8 protein-coding genes and 1 pseudogene are annotated in these 17,364 nt (G+C 41.2%); 3 read left to right on the top strand and 6 right to left on the bottom strand.

The features are described 5' to 3' along the window. The first annotated feature begins 83 nt into the window (after positions 1 to 83). The 3 genes and pseudogenes from GD631_RS10245 to GD631_RS10235 form a co-directional block, all read left to right on the top strand. Positions 84 to 1,289, top strand: coding sequence for a transporter (locus tag GD631_RS10245; RefSeq protein ID WP_143258121.1), 1,206 nt, complete (start codon positions 84 to 86; stop codon positions 1,287 to 1,289). Between the two features lie 23 nt (positions 1,290 to 1,312). Further along, complete coding sequence (locus GD631_RS10240) at positions 1,313 to 3,964, top strand: TonB-dependent receptor plug domain-containing protein (protein ID WP_143258120.1); 2,652 nt, start codon at positions 1,313 to 1,315, stop codon at positions 3,962 to 3,964. A gap of 921 nt (positions 3,965 to 4,885) precedes the next feature. Further along, a pseudogene (locus tag GD631_RS10235) lies at positions 4,886 to 5,170 on the top strand (IS30 family transposase); the annotation flags it as partial. A gap of 446 nt (positions 5,171 to 5,616) precedes the next feature. Here the strand turns inward: GD631_RS10235 and bglX are convergent. From bglX to GD631_RS10205, 6 genes are read right to left on the bottom strand one after another with little or no spacing between them, the layout of a single operon-like run. After that, a complete protein-coding gene (bglX, locus tag GD631_RS10230) occupies positions 5,617 to 7,845 on the bottom strand; it encodes a beta-glucosidase BglX (RefSeq protein ID WP_370511894.1) in 2,229 nt (742 codons plus the stop codon). Between the two features lie 8 nt (positions 7,846 to 7,853). Then, positions 7,854 to 8,795: a glycosyl hydrolase gene (locus tag GD631_RS10225; RefSeq protein ID WP_223225823.1), complete on the bottom strand. Its 942-nt coding sequence runs from the start codon at positions 8,793 to 8,795 to the stop codon at positions 7,854 to 7,856. A gap of 8 nt (positions 8,796 to 8,803) precedes the next feature. Continuing rightward, positions 8,804 to 11,488, bottom strand: a complete 2,685-nt coding sequence (locus GD631_RS10220) for a M26 family metallopeptidase (RefSeq protein ID WP_143258119.1) — start codon at positions 11,486 to 11,488, stop codon at positions 8,804 to 8,806. Between the two features lie 22 nt (positions 11,489 to 11,510). After that, positions 11,511 to 12,524 carry a PKD domain-containing protein gene (locus GD631_RS10215; protein WP_143258118.1) on the bottom strand — a complete coding sequence of 338 codons (1,014 nt, stop codon included), beginning with the start codon at positions 12,522 to 12,524 and terminating at the stop codon, positions 11,511 to 11,513. A 19-nt stretch (positions 12,525 to 12,543) separates the two neighbouring features. Then, positions 12,544 to 14,199: a RagB/SusD family nutrient uptake outer membrane protein gene (locus GD631_RS10210; protein ID WP_143258117.1), complete on the bottom strand. Its 1,656-nt coding sequence runs from the start codon at positions 14,197 to 14,199 to the stop codon at positions 12,544 to 12,546. A 14-nt stretch (positions 14,200 to 14,213) separates the two neighbouring features. Continuing rightward, positions 14,214 to 17,354 carry a SusC/RagA family TonB-linked outer membrane protein gene (locus GD631_RS10205; protein WP_223225822.1) on the bottom strand — a complete coding sequence of 1,047 codons (3,141 nt, stop codon included), beginning with the start codon at positions 17,352 to 17,354 and terminating at the stop codon, positions 14,214 to 14,216. Between the last annotated feature and the right edge of the window lie 10 nt (positions 17,355 to 17,364).

Here is a 17,364-nt window from a genome sequence, read left to right as displayed (position 1 = left end):
GAGCGGGAAATGATAAGTGAGAAAATCATCGGTTTCTTTTCACTGCAACATTTCAAATCGTAAATTGTAAAATCGTAAATAAAATGCCAACTCTTGTCTGGAAACTCCTCCGCCAACATATCAGTATCGGTCAACTAGCCGGTTTCTTTTTAGCCAATCTATTCGGCATGATGATTGTATTGCTTAGTGTGCAGTTTTATAAAGATGTCATTCCGGTATTCACCGAAGGAGACAGCTTTATGAAAAAGGATTTCATCATAGCTACAAAGAAAATCAGTACACTCGGTTCTTTTGCCGGAAAGAGTAATACGTTTTCTGCCGAAGATATTGCGGATTTGAAGAAACAACCGTTCACCAAAACAATAGGCGCCTTCACTCCTTCTCAATTCAAAGTATCGGCAGGGTTGGGCATGCAGGAAGCCGGTATTCATCTTTCCACAGATATGTTCTTTGAATCTGTTCCTGATGAGTTTGTCGACATCAAACTCGACAAATGGCACTTCGACGAAAGCACGCATACCATCCCCATTATTATTCCCCGCAACTATCTGAACCTTTATAACTTCGGCTTTGCACAGAGCCGCAGTCTCCCCAAGCTCTCGGAAGGACTAATGGGACTGATTCAAATGGATATTATGATGCGTGGAAACGGACGGGTGGAACAGTACAAAGGAAACATCGTCGGCTTCTCCAATCGTCTGAATACGATTCTTGTTCCCCAGTCTTTCATGAAATGGGCTAATGAGAATTTCGCACCGAATGCAGAAGCGCAGCCGGCGCGGTTGATTATCGAAGTGAGCAATCCGGCTGATTCAGCCATCGCCAGTTATTTTCAAAAGAAAGGATATGAAACGGAAGACGGCAAGCTGGATGCCGGAAAAACGACTTATTTCCTCCGTCTTATCGTAGGCATTGTATTGGGAGTAGGTTTATTTATCAGTATTCTTTCATTCTATATCCTGATGTTGAGCATTTTCTTGCTCTTGCAGAAAAATACGACTAAGCTGGAGAGTCTGTTATTAATCGGGTACAGTCCCAACAAGGTAGCATTGCCTTATCAGTTGCTCACGGTAGGACTGAATGTTATCGTACTCACATTATCCATCGGATTAGTCTCCTGGCTACGCAGTTACTACATAGACAGCATCCGATTGTTATTTCCACAACTGGAAACAGGATCATTATGGGCAGCTATCAGCATGGGCGTTCTATTATTCATCGCCGTATCGGTGATTAACATACTGGCAGTAAAAAGGAAAGTGCTTTCGATCTGGATGCACAAATCATAGAGGTAGCATCAAACACATACCGTATGAAAAACAAAACTACATTTTCTATCCATAGAGGCTTAACAGCTTTCTTTTTCGGAATACTGTTCTGTTTTGCCCCATTGTCGGGACAAAACGTACAAGATACCATTATTGCGTATTTTAATCTACTGGAAAAAGTTCCACAAGAGAAGCTGTACTTACATCTGGACAAGCCATTTTATGGGGCAGGAGAAAAAATATGGTTTAAGGGATATCTGGTAAACTCTGTTACCCATCAAGACAATACGCAAAGTAACTTCATCATTACGGAGCTTGTCAACCGTTCCGACTCTATCGTAGAACGCAAGAAGATTCGTAGAGATTCACTGGGTTTTCATAACGCTTTCACGCTCCCTCCCACTCTCCCGGCAGGTGATTATTATTTGCGGGGATATAGCAACTGGATGCTTAATCAGGAACCGGAATTCTTTTATTCACGTAATCTGAAAATCGGTAATTCGATTGACAACACGATTGTTTCAAACATTGAGTATCAGCAAGAAGACGAATCACATTATACAGCCAAGATAAAATTTACCAGCAATACCCAAGAGGCTTTCGAAAATACCGCCATCCGCTACCGCTACATTGAAAATGGGAAGATTAAAGACAAAGGTAAAAGAAAGACAGACGAGAATGGGATGATTTCTATTTCCCTGCCGGATCTGAAGCCTATTGCCACGCGCCACATTGAAGTAGAATTTGACGACCCTCAATATATTTATAAGAGAACTTTCTATCTGCCTTCATTTACAAAAGACTTTGATGTTAAGTTCTTCCCGGAAGGTGGAGCTCTCTTGACCGTTGCTCATCAGAATATTGCTTTCAAGGCTCAAGGATCGGATGGTTTTTCCACAGAAATAGAAGGATTTCTGTTCGATGCAAAAGGAGACACCTTAACTGCTTTTCGCTCGGAGCATGATGGTATGGGAGTTTTCACCTTGAATCCGATTGCAGGGAATTCCTATTATGTGATTGCCAAATCTAGTGACGGCATTACCAAGCGATTTGATCTTCCGGCCGCAGAAGAAAAAGGAATCACTCTTTCCATGACGCATTACAAAAAGGAAATACGCTACGAAATCCAAAAAACAGAAGCTACCCAGTGGCCTCAAAAGTTATTCTTGATTGCACACACTCGTGGGAAGCTGGCAATCCTGCAACCAGTCAGTGCCAACAGAACTTTTGGAAAAATGAATGACAGTTTATTCAACGCAGGTATCACCCATTTTATGTTAATTGACCAACAGGGAAACGCACTTAGTGAACGTTTAGTTTTCGTACCCGACCGGAATCCACATCAATGGCAAATTCTTGCGGATAAGCCGACATACGGGAAAAGAGAAAAGGTTTCCTTGCAAATTTCAGCAAAGGATGATAATGGAACTCCGGTAGAAGGTAGTTTCTCCGTCAGCATTACAGACAGAAGAAGCATACAATCGGACTCGCTTGCAGATAATATCATATCCAATCTTCTACTAACTTCAGATTTGAAAGGATATGTAGAAAATCCGGGGTATTATGTTCTTCAGCAAGACCTGCGTACTCTCCGCACGATAGACTTCTTGATGATGACGCACGGATGGCGAAGACACCATATCCGGAATGTACTGACTTCGCCTTCATTAAACCTTACCAACTATATAGAAAAGGGACAAACTATCAGCGGACGTATCAAGGGATTCTTTGGAGGCAATGTAAAACAAGGTCCTATTTGTATTTTGGCCCCAAAAAGAAACATCGTTATCACTACTACCACAAATGACAAGGGAGAATTTATCGCCAATACCTCTTTCAGAGATAGTACGACTTTCCTGGTTCAGGCACGCACCAAAAGAGGATTCGCCGGAGTGGATATTGTGATTGATACTCCTCCATATCCGGTTGCCTCACACAAGTCTCCTTTCTATGACGGAACCACCACTTTCATGGAAGATTATTTGCTTAATACCCGCGACCAGTATTATATGGAAGGCGGGATGAGAGTATACAACCTGAAAGAGGTGGTGGTTACAGGAAATCGCAAGAAAGCCAGCTCGGAAAGTATTTATACAGGAGGAATAAACACCTACACTATCGAAGGAGAAAGGCTTGAAGGATTCGGGGCACAAACAGCCTTTGATGCAGTCAGCAGGCTTCCAGGGGTCAGTGTGACAAACGGAAACGAAATACATATCCGCAACAATCCCGAACAACCCGTCATCGTCATTGATGATGTTGTCTATGAAGACGACAACGACATATTGACCATGATTCAAACCAGTGACATGTCCAGTTTGAGCCTTCTTCGCGGTGCTGACGCAGCGATATTAGGTTCCCGAGGTTCAGCAGGTGCTATTGTCATCACACTGAAAGACGGCAAGGATCTTCCGGCAAGACCGGCACAGGGCATTATCACATGTACTCCATTGGGATATAGCGATTCAGTAGAGTTCTATCAACCGACTTATGATACTCCCGAGAAAAAGAACGATCAACGCTCGGATTTACGAAGCACTATCTACTGGAATCCATCCTTACAACTAGATGCAGACGGAAAAGCAACTATAGAATATTATACTCCGGACAGCACTGCACCGGAGGATATTATCATAGAAGGTGTGGATAAAAACGGAAAGGTATGCCGGACGATACAAACGATCAACAAAAAATAAATGAAACTGAATTTGAGATATGAACAGACTCATTATTGGTACAAAAAATGAACTAAATACAATCTATCCCGTGCTCCCTGCAAGCGATTTTTCATTTTCATTTCTCATATTCTCATTGTTTTTGATAAACGAAAGATAATCAAATAGATATCTTATGAGAAACACTTTTAAAAAACGGCATTTCTCATAAGTTTTCCATATTTTAGCTCAAAATAGACCTTATTCTCATAGTGTTTCAGGGTATTTCTCATAGTGTAGTGTGCCGGAAACAGGCATTGAATAAATAGAACCATGTATTCCTTTTGCTTATTTCCATATACAGTGTCTTAGTCCCATATATTGTGGGAAAAGATTCCCAACAGCTTGGGAAAGGATTCCCTCATTTTGCAGGAAAGTTTTCCTTCAATATATGGGAATACTTTCCCACAATATATGGGACAATTGAAACTAATGAGCATCTTCAAGCAAAAAGCCACTATTTTATCTAAATAGTAGCTTCATTTCCTGATAAGAATAAGGTAAGTCGAAAGAAAAAAGGAAGGACGAATGGCTTTTGACTATGAGAAATACCCTGAAACACTATGAGAATAAGGCAGATTTTGAGCTAAAATATGGGGAAACTTATGAGAAATCCCGTTTTAAAAAGTATTTCTCATAAGATATCTATTTGATTATCTTTCGTTTATCAAAAACAATGAGAATATGAGAAATGAAATAAAAAAATCTTGGTTCTTAACAGCCTAAGTTCAAGTTATAAATGCGACAGTTGAGTGAGAAGATCGTGTAGAAAACTATTTTTAGAGAGAAGCGGATGAAAAAACTCTTCATCTTGCTTCTCCCTTGGAATAAAGTTTCTATCTTGCTCCCTCAATCTCCTACCAAATCAGTCGCATGATGAAACAATTAACCGAAGGACAAAGATACGAATTTGCAGACCACCAATATATTACGAAAGAATTAGGTATAGATTTTTACTTTGCAAAACCACATCACCCATGGGAAAGAGGAGCAAATGAAAATTTAAATGGATTAATCAGGCAATATATACCGAAAGGAATTTCGTTCGAATATATTACACACCAATATATAGAGGAAATGACATTGGAAATTAATCAAAGACCAAGAAAAAGACTGGGATTTTTGTCCCCGAAAGAGGCACAAACTTTTAGAAAAATTAAGCAACTCAAGAAAAAATTGAACTTGTAAAATAAGGCACTATAAATGAAGCGAATTCATACCTTAATATTTCCACACTAATACTATGTATTTTACTTTTAAGTCCTTCATTTATCCACTCAATCCATATTTGGCCAGAATGGACAAAGAGGCAGAAGGCAATTATCTAACGAATGACCAACTACTTTCTATTTTGAGATTTTTAATACAACACAAAGATATACATAGGTACAGTACATATTAATAAGAAAGCACTACTACTCCAAACCACATAACCACTTATTTATCAAACAGTTCAGTTATTAAAAAGCAAAAAACAGGCTGACAATAGAAATCTTATTTCCTATTTGTCAGCCTATTATCAGCATCTATTGTCAGCCATATATTCACTGATAATCAGTGGATTAATCATTATCCTGACAGATTGACAATAAAAACCGAATGAAACACATTGTAGCTTGAGTTCAAGTGATCAGTTACTCTTCATAAAGGAAACGAACAGGTGTCCCTGTCTGACTATCGGTAGATACCCAAACAAGGAACTCTCCTGCTTCTGCTTTCTTCACTTTCGCATCATGCCAAAACGCCAAATCAGAAGAAGAAAGTTGAAAACTGACTGTATGAGTTTCTCCTGCTTTCATAAATACCTTTTTGAATCCTTTCAATTCACGAACCGGACGAATTAAAGAAGCTACTCGATCACAGACATAAAGCTGTACCACCTCACTGGCATCATAGTCTCCTACATTCGTAATATTACAAGTGACAATTAACTTATCACCTTGTTTCAACTTCTCCGAAGAGAGTTTTACATCGCTATATTGGAACGTCGTATAAGACAATCCATATCCGAAAGGAAACAATGGCTTATCCCCAGCATCCAAATGATAACTAGTGAAACCGATGGACGTTTGTTTTGCTCCGATTTCAATATCATCCATTAAGGTTATATTACTTGCCGGACGTCCTGTGTTTTTATGCGCATAATAAATAGGAATTTGTCCTACCATACGCGGGATAGTCACAGGAAGTTTTCCCGAAGGAATAAGTTTACCAAATATCAAATCAGCCAAAGCAGGTCCCGCCATTGTACCACCATGGAAAGCATACAGAATGGCATCTGCCATTTCTGTCTCCCGGGTAATCGTTAAAGGACGCCCCGCCATTACTACCATAACCACAGGCTTTCCCGTCTGTTTCAAAGCAGCCAATAACTCCGTTTGCTTACCTGGCAAATCAATATCCGCCCTGCAACGCGCTTCACCGGACAAGATAGCTTCTTCACCCATAAAAGCTAGAACAACATCAGCTTGTTCTGCCACTTTTACAGCTTTTGCAATCCCCTCTTCACTGCTATCACGACTATATTGTAATCCTCGTTCTGCTATTATTTTCACTTGCCCGCCATATAAATTGCGTAAAGCCGCCAATGGCGTGACAGCATGTTCTGGTTCCGCATCAAAGCACCATGTGCCCAATTGATCAGCTGGAGCATCCGCCAACGGACCTATCACAGCAATCGTTTTTATTTCCTTCTTCAATGGTAACACTCCATTGTTTTTCAACAACACAGCGCCTTCCGCAGCAGCCTGTTTTGCTTTAGCCAACGATTCGTCTGTATAATAAGGTAACTTCTTCTCAACTTTTGTATAAGGATTATCAAATAATCCTAGCCTGAACTTCAGACGAAGAATGTTACGAACAGCCTCATCCACAGTTTTCTCACTCACTTGTCCACTTCTCACCAATTCTTCCAGATGTTTAGTATATGCATATCCCATCATATCAATATCCACCGATGCATTGGCCGCTTTCATCGCCGCATCCTTTAAATCGGTACAGAAACCATGAGGAATCATTTGCTGAATAGATCCCCAATCACTGACTAGAACCCCGTCGTAATTCCATTCGTTACGCAATATCTGATGGTTCAGATAAGCGTTCCCGGAGGAAGGAATACCATTTATATCATTGAAGGAACACATAAAAGTTGCCGCTCCTGCTTTTGCTACCGCTTCAAACGGTGGTAAATATACATCCCGAAGCAAAAGTTCCGGAATCCAAGTTGTATTATAATCTTTACCGGATTCGGACGCTCCATAAGCAGCGAAATGTTTAGCGCAAGCAGCAATGCTTGTAGGAGCCGATAAGTCTGTCCCTTGAAAACCTTTTACCATGGCTACTCCCATGATAGAAGTCAAGTAAGGATCTTCTCCACAAGACTCGGCGATACGTCCCCATCGTGGATCACGTGAGATATCTATCATAGGAGCGAATGTCCACCGAATTCCCGTAGCACTTGCCTCCAAAGCGGCAACTCGTGCACCTTCTTCCGCTATCTCCGGATTCCATGAAGCAGCTTGTCCCAAAGGAATGGGGAAAATAGTCTTAAATCCGTGAATAACATCACGAGCTATGATCAAAGGAATATGCAAACGACTCTCTTCTACGGCAATACGCTGAAGTTCGTTCACCACCTCTACATTCAATTCATTCAGGATCGTTCCGACTTTACCAGTCTTGACAGACTCTTTCATATTTTTTGAAAGTCCCATGCCTGTCAATTGGTTCATCTGCCCAATCTTTTCCTGCAAAGTCATTTGCGAAACCAGTTCGTCAATTCTCTTCTCAACAGAATTGTTACCCTGACCAAAAACGGTCAGGGTGAAACAACTCATTGCAAGTACAAATGTCTTTATTCTCATATACAGCATCATTGTGGCATTGTCATTCCATTGGCAGGAGCAGCATCGTCATTCGGATGAATCGTTGCATAATAATCTCCCAAAGAAGTCAGTTTACCATCTTTATCAACTAACATTGAAGTCCACAGACCTGCCATTGTCGGGCTTCCGCTGAACCAGGCATAACGAAAGACTTCATCCATATTCTCATAATCTGTCAGTACCGGCTCTATAAAATGATTACGAATCCACTCTTCCGAAACTTTATTGGTTTCAGGCTTTCCGGAAGTCGCACTGTCATCTCTAGGCGCAAACTCTGTAATCCAAATCTTCTTGCCATAAGTAGAGAAAATTTTCTTTACCTGATCAGCATACGTTTTGGGAGATTGCCCCATATAAATATGAAGGGCAATATAATCCATTCGCAGATTCTGGCTTTGCACACCTTTCATAAAGTCATTGAACCATGCAGCTCCGGGCCAGGATACAGCCGGACTTACCAGTTTTATACCCGGGTCAAGCCCGTCCGAAAGTTTCTTCCAGTCTTCCAATGCCTGTTCTACGGTCATATTCCCTTCAGAAGATAAATCCGGTTCATTAAATCCAAGCACATAGAATATCTTTTTCTGGCGATATAAATCATTCACCATGTCAATGTTGGATTGGGTTACATTGGTATGTCCCCAAAACATCGGAACAAATTCTACATTTTGCGGGGCGTATGGGTCCTGACAGCCAGTCAGTCCCCATGTATAATACCAGTTGGCTTTCAGGTTGATGATATTAGCCCACCATTGTCCGGTGCTTGTGCCCAGGCTAAATCCGCAGCCACGTTTATAGATGGTTGCCTTGTTGGAAGAAGTAGTAGTTCCATCTTCATCCGTAAGGTCAGTAATCATTTGGTCTTTGGTGCAAGCACTGAACAAGATCAGTATGCACATGAATGTAAATATCTTATTTATCCTTTTCATAATTCTTCTCATTTACGTTTATAACCAACATTCTTAAGAGACAGTTTTCCATCTTTCCATTCCCAAACAGTCATATCAAAACCTAATGATTCATACCATGACTGGTTTATCTGACTCGAGGTCACTTTTCCACCGTCCAAGCCTGCCTCATCATCAGTTGCGGAAGAACTGACATCTTCATTGTTTCCGTCGATAAGTGTAACATTACATACCCAGTTGTTAGCCAAAGGAGCACCCGGATTGCTGCTCACAGTTGCAGGATTGATAGCAGAAATGCGCTGTACCTTAGCACCTTTTATTGTAGCAGACTCTACCACACAGCCGTTGGTGGTTCCGTTATTCTGATAGTTTCCATTAATTCCAGAAATAGCCTTACCAGTTCCAACGATTCCGGATATTTCAGCATTACGAACAATACAGTTAGTAGCATACTTTTTATTAGTACCACATACGCCTGCTGCATTTCCGTTAGAGCCGATTACCGTATTGCTTACCGAGGCATTTTCAACCAAACAGTTTCGCACATTAACTCCTACTCCGGCAATACCTCCGACATCATTTCCACTCTTTACGGTTCCGGTAAACATACACTCTTCAATCTTCATGTTATCGTTATTATTGGCTCCGAAAATTCCCCCAACACCATTAGCACCGGAAGTAGTAGCGGTAATTGTCATTGAAGAAAGACATCCCTTTATCAAGTCCGGTCCTTCACCACGCCCAACAATACCGGCGATACGTGTTTTAGAAGCGGTGACAGTCAAAGTTCCTTCCGATGTACAATTACGTACTATGGCACCACTCCCCGTACCTTTGTTACGACCGGCAATTCCTCCAACCATACCGCAAATGGCTGTCATATCCAAATTTACATAACAGTTTTCAATAACGCCCTGCGCAATATTATCTCCAACAATACCACCCAGCAGATCACCTGTATGCGTACTAGCTATTTTACCAGATACTTCTATATCACGAATTGTTCCTTGATTTATTCCAGCTATTGTTCCGAAAGATTGTGTGGTGGTAATATTTACATCTACAAATTTAAGGTCGTGGATAATACCCTTATTTGTTTTCACAAATCCGGAATTAGCAGTTGTTGCGTTTATCTTCAACCCTGTTACAGTATATCCCTTGCCATCCAAATCGCCTGTAAATTCTCCTAACACAGTCCATTCATCAGCCAACTGAATATCATTCTGCAAAGCAATATAACTTGAAGGAGCGTTTGTCATCATAGTTGCCAACTGTTCCCCGTCCGCCACAATATACGGTGAAGTTTCAGAACCGTCTCCACCTTCATTCATCTTCTTCGAAGCAATCGTTATTGTTTTCGCCAATGATACGACATTCGCACCACTTCCGGTCTGAGCCAGTTTCAGTTCAACAGTAATATCACCTGTTTCAAAACCACCCTTACTAATATCAGCAGTTATTTTTCCATTTGAGGCATTGTAGGAAATATCCGCATTAGTCTCATTTGTCAATACATTCACAGATATATCCATTGGAAGAGCATCAAGTAATTCACTGGCGAACGTATCCCCTATAGTGATATTTATCAACGTGGGAAATTTCTTGCCAATTGTCAGAATACGCTCGTCTTTCTCATCACCGGAAGCAACCAATACGGCAAGATTATTTTCTCCTTTGACAAGTACCTCGTCCGCATTACAGTTCTCCAAAGGCACAGCACTGCTGGCAGCCACTCCGGCAACGATAGTACGTCCTGTTACTTCTCCGCCAAAATTCAGATTCTTCACTTCTGCACCAGTGCCTACAACTCCAAAGAAAGCTTGTGAATCACTTGACGGTGCATTGATATGATAAATAATCTTATGATTATCTCCATTCAAAGTTCCAACGAACGGTGCTTCGGTCGTTCCTACCGGTGTCCAGTTTGCTTCTACCTCTATATCATCCGTAAGGATAAACACTTTATCCAAACCAAACTTCAATTTGTTCAATCCGTCGGCATCAGATATTTTATAAGGAGATTCCGCCGTGCCCTCTCCTTCTGCAAAAGCATTTACACTGATTTCCTTCACAACCGGAGTACGTGCTCCGAATGAAGCGGTAATCTCCAATGTTCCCGATAACAATTCGGCAGTAGGAGTCAATACAAGAACACCTTGTCCGGTATTCAAATCCTGTGTAATCTTTACTGTTAGTCCCGGAATATCAGATGCTGTCACCGCAGCCATAGTAGGTACCACAGTAAATGGAATCTCAACTATCGACTTCATATTGACAACCGGTTCGGTCTCCATTTGGAATTCGATACTTCCGGAAGGATCTGTGTCTTCAAAGATTACAACAGACACCGTCGTCTCGTATTTATTACCCATATATTCTACCAATACAGGTAAATACATCATTCCCAACTGAACGGGAATACCAGTGATTGATAATTTCACTGTTCCCGTTTTACCTTCCAAAGGTAAAGTTACCTTCTCAATACAAATTCCATTTACCTCTTCCGAACTGAAAGTGGCCGTTCCGCCTACGGCGTTCACATAAGAGATAGATGCCCGACAATTGGGGAGCAATGCGGCTCCCTGCACAAAACTTCCTTCCACGCTATTATGCTCGGTATCCAGCGCAAAGGATATATATTGGTTATCCTCATCCTTGCTACACCCTGCCAGCAGAATAATTCCCAGCAGATATAATAGTATCTTATTTTTCATATCTATCATTTTTATAGGTTAATTAATTGGCAGGCTCTGTTGCCGCTTCCGGATCAATCCAGCCCTTACGTATCATCACAATCTGACGAGTGGCACCATCCAGACAACTCTTCCAAACAACCATCTTATCATCCGTTATCGACTTTATCTGATAGGAAGCACTCCAGTCTGTAAAATAGAAGAGAAAACCACCATTGCCATCTGCCGTTTTAGGTAATACAAGCGAATAATTACCGGCACCATCTTTTACAATTGTCCATGTCATTTTTTCAGGGGGAGTGCATTGGACAAGATAATCACCACAACCTCCGGGATATATAGCGGAAATCTTATCCGCCCGAGTGGTTCTCCAAGCAGGATCTTTGACTAACAAAGAATAGAGCCCCGCACCAGCATCCGGATTACCAGCTGAAATAGGATTGGAGGCAGCACAACAAGAACCATTGTTCTTATAAATAAAAGCCGGCCCGTCCTTATCTGTCAACTTGAAAGTGATCTCATCATCATACATACCACCACCGGTTTTATTGTTTGCACGATTCAGATGTCCGGCTATTTGAGCTGCCCAATCACCATTCCCACCTTTCTGGGGATTTTTAATCAGATGTCCCGGAAGCAAAGAATCAACAACCCAAATTTTTCCGGCTTCATTATTAATTCCGCCCGTCAACTTTTCATAAATAGGATCACTCAATAAATCATAATTACTCTTTATCACAGGAAGGGTAATAGAAACCGGATTAGTCTGTCCTCCTTGTCCAAAGGCTTTCAATGTTATCGAATAATTGCCGGGGAAAGGATATTCTCCTTCCACGGAACTTACTCCGTTGGCAACAGCTCCATTACCTAAATCCCAAAATCCGATTACATCGGCAGGAGTAGTCTTGAAGGTATATGTGTTAGGTCGCTCTCCCGGAATAACAATAATCTTCAAATCCTGAATAGGTTCCTCCAAGCCCATCCGGTCGTCCGGAGAGCAGCTGCTAAAAAATGGTATGACAGCTAAGGCAATATATACATATTTATTTCTTATCATAGTTTTTCTTCTTTAATAGTTAATATCCCGGATTCTGTTTTAATGACCCTTTCGACTGAGTTATATCATATTGAGGGATTGGGAATAATCCGGCTCTTTCCTTGTTGTATGTCACTTTAAATTCATTCAACTCTCCATTAGTCAATGTTCTTTCCGCATAATCCTGACCACGACGGAGAATATCCCAATACCGATGTCCTTCCAAAGACAACTCATATATGCGTTCTTTATCAATCAAATCTAATGTTAACTGATTTTGAGAAATAGTTACACTTCCTACTCCCATCGCTCTCTCACGTACTCGCTTATAATAACTCAGTGCTTTCGCCTTATCTCCATAAAGTAACTCCAGTTCTGCTCCCATCAACAGTACATCTGCAAAACGAATCATCGGATAATTGTTGCGGTAATTCAACTCTCTTGAACCGCCATAACGTCCATTATTCGCAGTGAGGGGAGTAAATTTACGATTGAAATATCCAGTATTCTGGAATCCCTTAGTATACTTTAGACCTTCTCCGTCATTATCACCGACTTTAGTTTCTGCATTGATAAATGTTGCATAACGTCTCGGATCAGCAGGATCAAAACGATCAAACAAAACTTTACTTACCGGAGCAAAAGACCATCCAGCAGCATATGCTCCTCCAACATCACGCATCCCCCAAAGTATGATGGCTTGGTTGCCCAAACAGCCTTGACGGTTCTTCCAATCACCCCATTTAGACAAATCGGTATATTGTATTTCAAAAACTCCTTCTATATTATTCTTATTAGCTACCGCAAACAAAGGAGATGCCTTAGCCGCATCAATTTGTGCCCTGTCATAAGCGCCCGCCATCAGGTCATGCCCACTGTTTTCTATTACATCTTCTACATAACCAATCATCTCCTGTGAACTGACTCCCGGCAACTGATTCTGATTATAGTATCCAGTATAATATAACCAAACCCTCGCCAACAACGATTGAGCGGCTGCTTTAGTAACTCGTCCTTTATCCGCCGCATCCAACTGCATAGAAGATACCGGAAGACTATATTCCCCCTGTGAATTCTTTGCATTGATAGCTGTTACCAAATCTTCCGCAATCTGTGAGTAGATCACTTCCGGAGCCACCTGCTGTTGCGCATAGTCGGCAGGAGTTAGCGGAGTCAAAATCAAAGGCACATTTCCATACAAACGAACCAAGTCAAAATAATAATTAGCACGTAAGAATAATGCTTCTGCCTTATAGCGGGTACGCAAATCTTCATCGGCAAATTTAATCTGGTCAATCTTCACCAACAACTGATTTGCACGATAGATTCCTGTAAAATATTTACTCCACAGAGCTTCGGGAGCAGGATCGCTGACACGAATATCAAAACGATCAATACGTACCGTAGCTGGTATATCATTTGCATTCGCTCCACCCGCATAACAAGCGTCACCCAAAATTTCGCTAACCAATTCGAAAGCACAGTTCTGCGGACTACCGGACGCTGTACTAGGAGCACTCCAAGACAATATATTATAGGCAGAAGTCAAAGCCTGAAAAGCATCCTTCTGATCACGGTAGAAATTACCCGTCACTTGCTTCATTGGAGGTTCTAAATCCAGTAAATCGCCACATGCCGTTGTCACTCCCAACGTCAGAGCCAATATCGATATTTTAAATATATTATTTTTCTTCATAATCGTATCCTTTATCAGAATGTAACATTAATACCAAAAGAAATCGTTCTCGGATGTGGATATACTCCACTATCTACACCTGTGCTCATTACTCCGCCACCAATCTCCGGATCATATCCGTCATATTTGGTGAATGTAAACAGATTGTTGACTGAAGCATAGACACGAAGACTTTCGATGTAGTAATTCTTCAATCGTTTCGTTGTATATCCCAACATAATGTTCCTTATCCTAAAGTAGTCTCCGTCTTTTACATGGAAATCCGACGGTTTCGTCCAAGAACCATTATTATCTTCGGTAGTTACTCTCGGAATCGTATTTGATGTGCCTTCACCATGCCAACGCCCTAAAGCCCAAGACGGATAATTGGATGCAGGCAAATCCATTCGACGAAGTACACTGAAAATCTTATTGCCAACTGTTCCACTAGTGTTTATTGTCAAATCGAACCCTCTATACTCCAGGTTGAGATTGAAACCATACGTAAAATCAGGATATGGATTACCCAAATTCTGACGGTCGTCATCGGTAATCTGTCCGTCACCATTAGTATCCTGAAAACGGAAATCTCCCGGTTTAGCATCCGGTTGAATCAATTGTTTTGTCCCATCCTCATTCACATGAACATACGCATTTACTTCATCTTGATTCTGGAAAATACCTAACGTCCGATATCCCCAGAAATAAGCCAATGGATGCCCTTCTTCCATCCGAGTGATCGTTCCTACCATCCCCTGCATTGATGTGCCGGTCACTACCTTTGTATCCGTACCCACATAAGTTACTTCATTTTTATTATAAGCCATATTACCGCTTACGGTCATATTCAGTTTACCTATTTTCTTCTTATAGCTTACAAATGCTTCAAAACCTTCATTGCGTACCGCACCCGCATTCGTTGTCGGGAAAGAGTTACCCAAAAACAACGGAGTAGGAGTAGTTAACAACAAATCTTTTGTGTTTTTACGGTAATAATCCAGATTTACAGTCAAACTGCCAAATAGGACGGCATCTATACCAATATTGGTTTGTTCAATCGTTTCCCATTTCAAATCAGGGCTTTCCACTTTAGTGGGAGCTGCACCTGTAGATATAGATTGTCCATCCACCTGACTTCCAAATATATATCCAATTCCATAAGTCGATATTGTGGACATGTATTGAAAATCACCAATACGTTCATTACCATTGCGTCCCCAACTTGCACGCAGTTTCAAGGCATCCAGCCACTTCACTCCCGACATAAAACGCTCATTCATCAAATTCCATCCGACAGATACCGAAGGAAACGTACCAAACCGGTTATTGGGACCGAAACGTGAAGATCCATCCCGACGAATGGTAAATGTCATCATATAACGATCGTCATACGAATAATTGGCACGACCAAAATATGAAAGTAAGCGATGCGGATCATCCATACCTCCTGAAGCTCCTTGGGATGAAGAAGTTGCCATACTCACCCATGCATATTTCGGATCATCTATAATCAAATCATTACGGCTACCGGAAACACGCGTACCGGATTCATCTATATAACTAGTACCGATCAAAGCCGAAACATTATGCAATCCATAAACATGTCCCCAATTCAACACGTTCTCATAATTCATAGACCAGTTATTTGACATACTTTGATTAGCTCCATTATGTTCTGTATTTCCAGTAGTGGAATTCAACCGATATAAAGGGGTATAACCATAAGAAACATTCCATGTCCGCTCCGTTCCGATAGAAAAGCGATACTTAAAATCTTTCAGAAAGCTGATTTCAGCGAAAGCCGACCCTATCAATTTAAAATAATTAGAGTTTCCGTGTGAAAAATAGATTCGGGCAACCGGGTTAACAATCTCTTGAGATACATATTTCGACGAACCAAATCCACCATAAAGTGGGTCGTCGTTTTTAGAATCATAGACCGGAGTTAATGGATCCATATTCAATGCACTTACCAATGGACCGGCAGTCAAGCTATTTTGGGTAATAGACTGTCTATCTACTTTAGAAATAGATACGTTCTCGCCAATTTTCAAATGCCCGTCAAAGAAACGACGTTCAGAATTCAAGTTAACAGTAATACGTTTAAAATTTGACTTTCCCTTAGCTAGAATACCATCCTGATTGAAATAAGAAGCGGAAGTCAGGAAAGAACCGTTTTTATCTCCGCCAGAAAGAGAAACTTGTGCCTGCATAGTAGGAGCATTGCGATAAAGCACGGCTTCTTGCCAATCGGTACCTTTGTTATACTTAGCTATTTGCTCATTTGTAAAAGGCAATGGCTGTCCGCCATTCTGTGCCGCTTCATTTTGCAAAATACAGTATTCTTTCGCATTCAAAACATCTATTTTTCTAGCTATATTTTGGATGCCATAAGAGAAATTGGCAGTAACCGAGGTTTTACCTTCACTTCCTTTCTTTGTAGTTACAAGGATTACACCATTACCACCACGAGCTCCATAAATAGCTGATGATGCGGCATCCTTCAGTACTTCAATAGATTCAATATCCGCAGGATTCAAGTATTCAATATCCCCTACAGCCATTCCATCAACTATATAGATAGGCTGTGCCGTACCATTCGTCCCGACACCGCGAATACGAATGGAAGTTGAAGTTCCCGGCTGCCCGCTATTAGATATAATCTGCACTCCCGGAGTTTTTCCTTGTAGAGCATCGTCGGCACGCATGATACCAGTCATTTCCAGTTCACTTCCCTTGACGGAAGCAATAGCACCTGTCACCAAACTCTTTTTCTGTACACCATATCCAACTACCACGACTTCATCCAACGCCATCGCATCTTCTTTCAATTTTATATTCAATTGACTTCCGGATGCAGTCAGTTCTTGCTGTGAATATCCTATATAAGAAACAATAATGACCGGATTTTTAGCCGTAACCATCAACGTAAACTGACCGTCTATGTCTGTTATTGTTCCTGTAGTAGTTCCTTTCACTTTCACATTCACGCCTATTAACGGATCACCGGTTTTGTCATCCACCACCTGACCGGTAATTTTTCGCACTTGTTGCTGGACATTCTGTATAGCCAACATCTCTGCCTTGTTTACCTGTTCTCCCATGGTCTGTTGCAATGGTAACACAGCCAGCAACAGAGAGAAAGAGCACGAACATACATACGATACTTTTTTCATAATACTACTT

The organism is Bacteroides luhongzhouii (genome assembly GCF_009193295.2).
GTDB lineage: Bacteria > Bacteroidota > Bacteroidia > Bacteroidales > Bacteroidaceae > Bacteroides > Bacteroides luhongzhouii.
Note: the sequence above shows the minus strand (reverse complement) of the source record. Positions and strands in the feature narration are given on the sequence as shown.

Bases quoted from the DNA above. Each gene is read 5' to 3' on its own strand.
- GD631_RS10245 (WP_143258121.1), top strand. From the start codon at position 84: ATGCCAACTCTTGTCTGGAAACTCCTCCGCCAACATATCAGTATCGGT.
- GD631_RS10240 (WP_143258120.1), top strand. From the start codon at position 1,313: ATGAAAAACAAAACTACATTTTCTATCCATAGAGGCTTAACAGCTTTC.
- GD631_RS10210 (WP_143258117.1), bottom strand. From the start codon at position 14,199: ATGAAGAAAAATAATATATTTAAAATATCGATATTGGCTCTGACGTTG.
- GD631_RS10220 (WP_143258119.1), bottom strand. From the start codon at position 11,488: ATGAAAAATAAGATACTATTATATCTGCTGGGAATTATTCTGCTGGCA.
- bglX (WP_370511894.1), bottom strand. From the start codon at position 7,845: ATGAGAATAAAGACATTTGTACTTGCAATGAGTTGTTTCACCCTGACC.
- GD631_RS10205 (WP_223225822.1), bottom strand. From the start codon at position 17,354: ATGAAAAAAGTATCGTATGTATGTTCGTGCTCTTTCTCTCTGTTGCTG.
- GD631_RS10215 (WP_143258118.1), bottom strand. From the start codon at position 12,524: ATGATAAGAAATAAATATGTATATATTGCCTTAGCTGTCATACCATTT.
- GD631_RS10225 (WP_223225823.1), bottom strand. From the start codon at position 8,795: ATGAAAAGGATAAATAAGATATTTACATTCATGTGCATACTGATCTTG.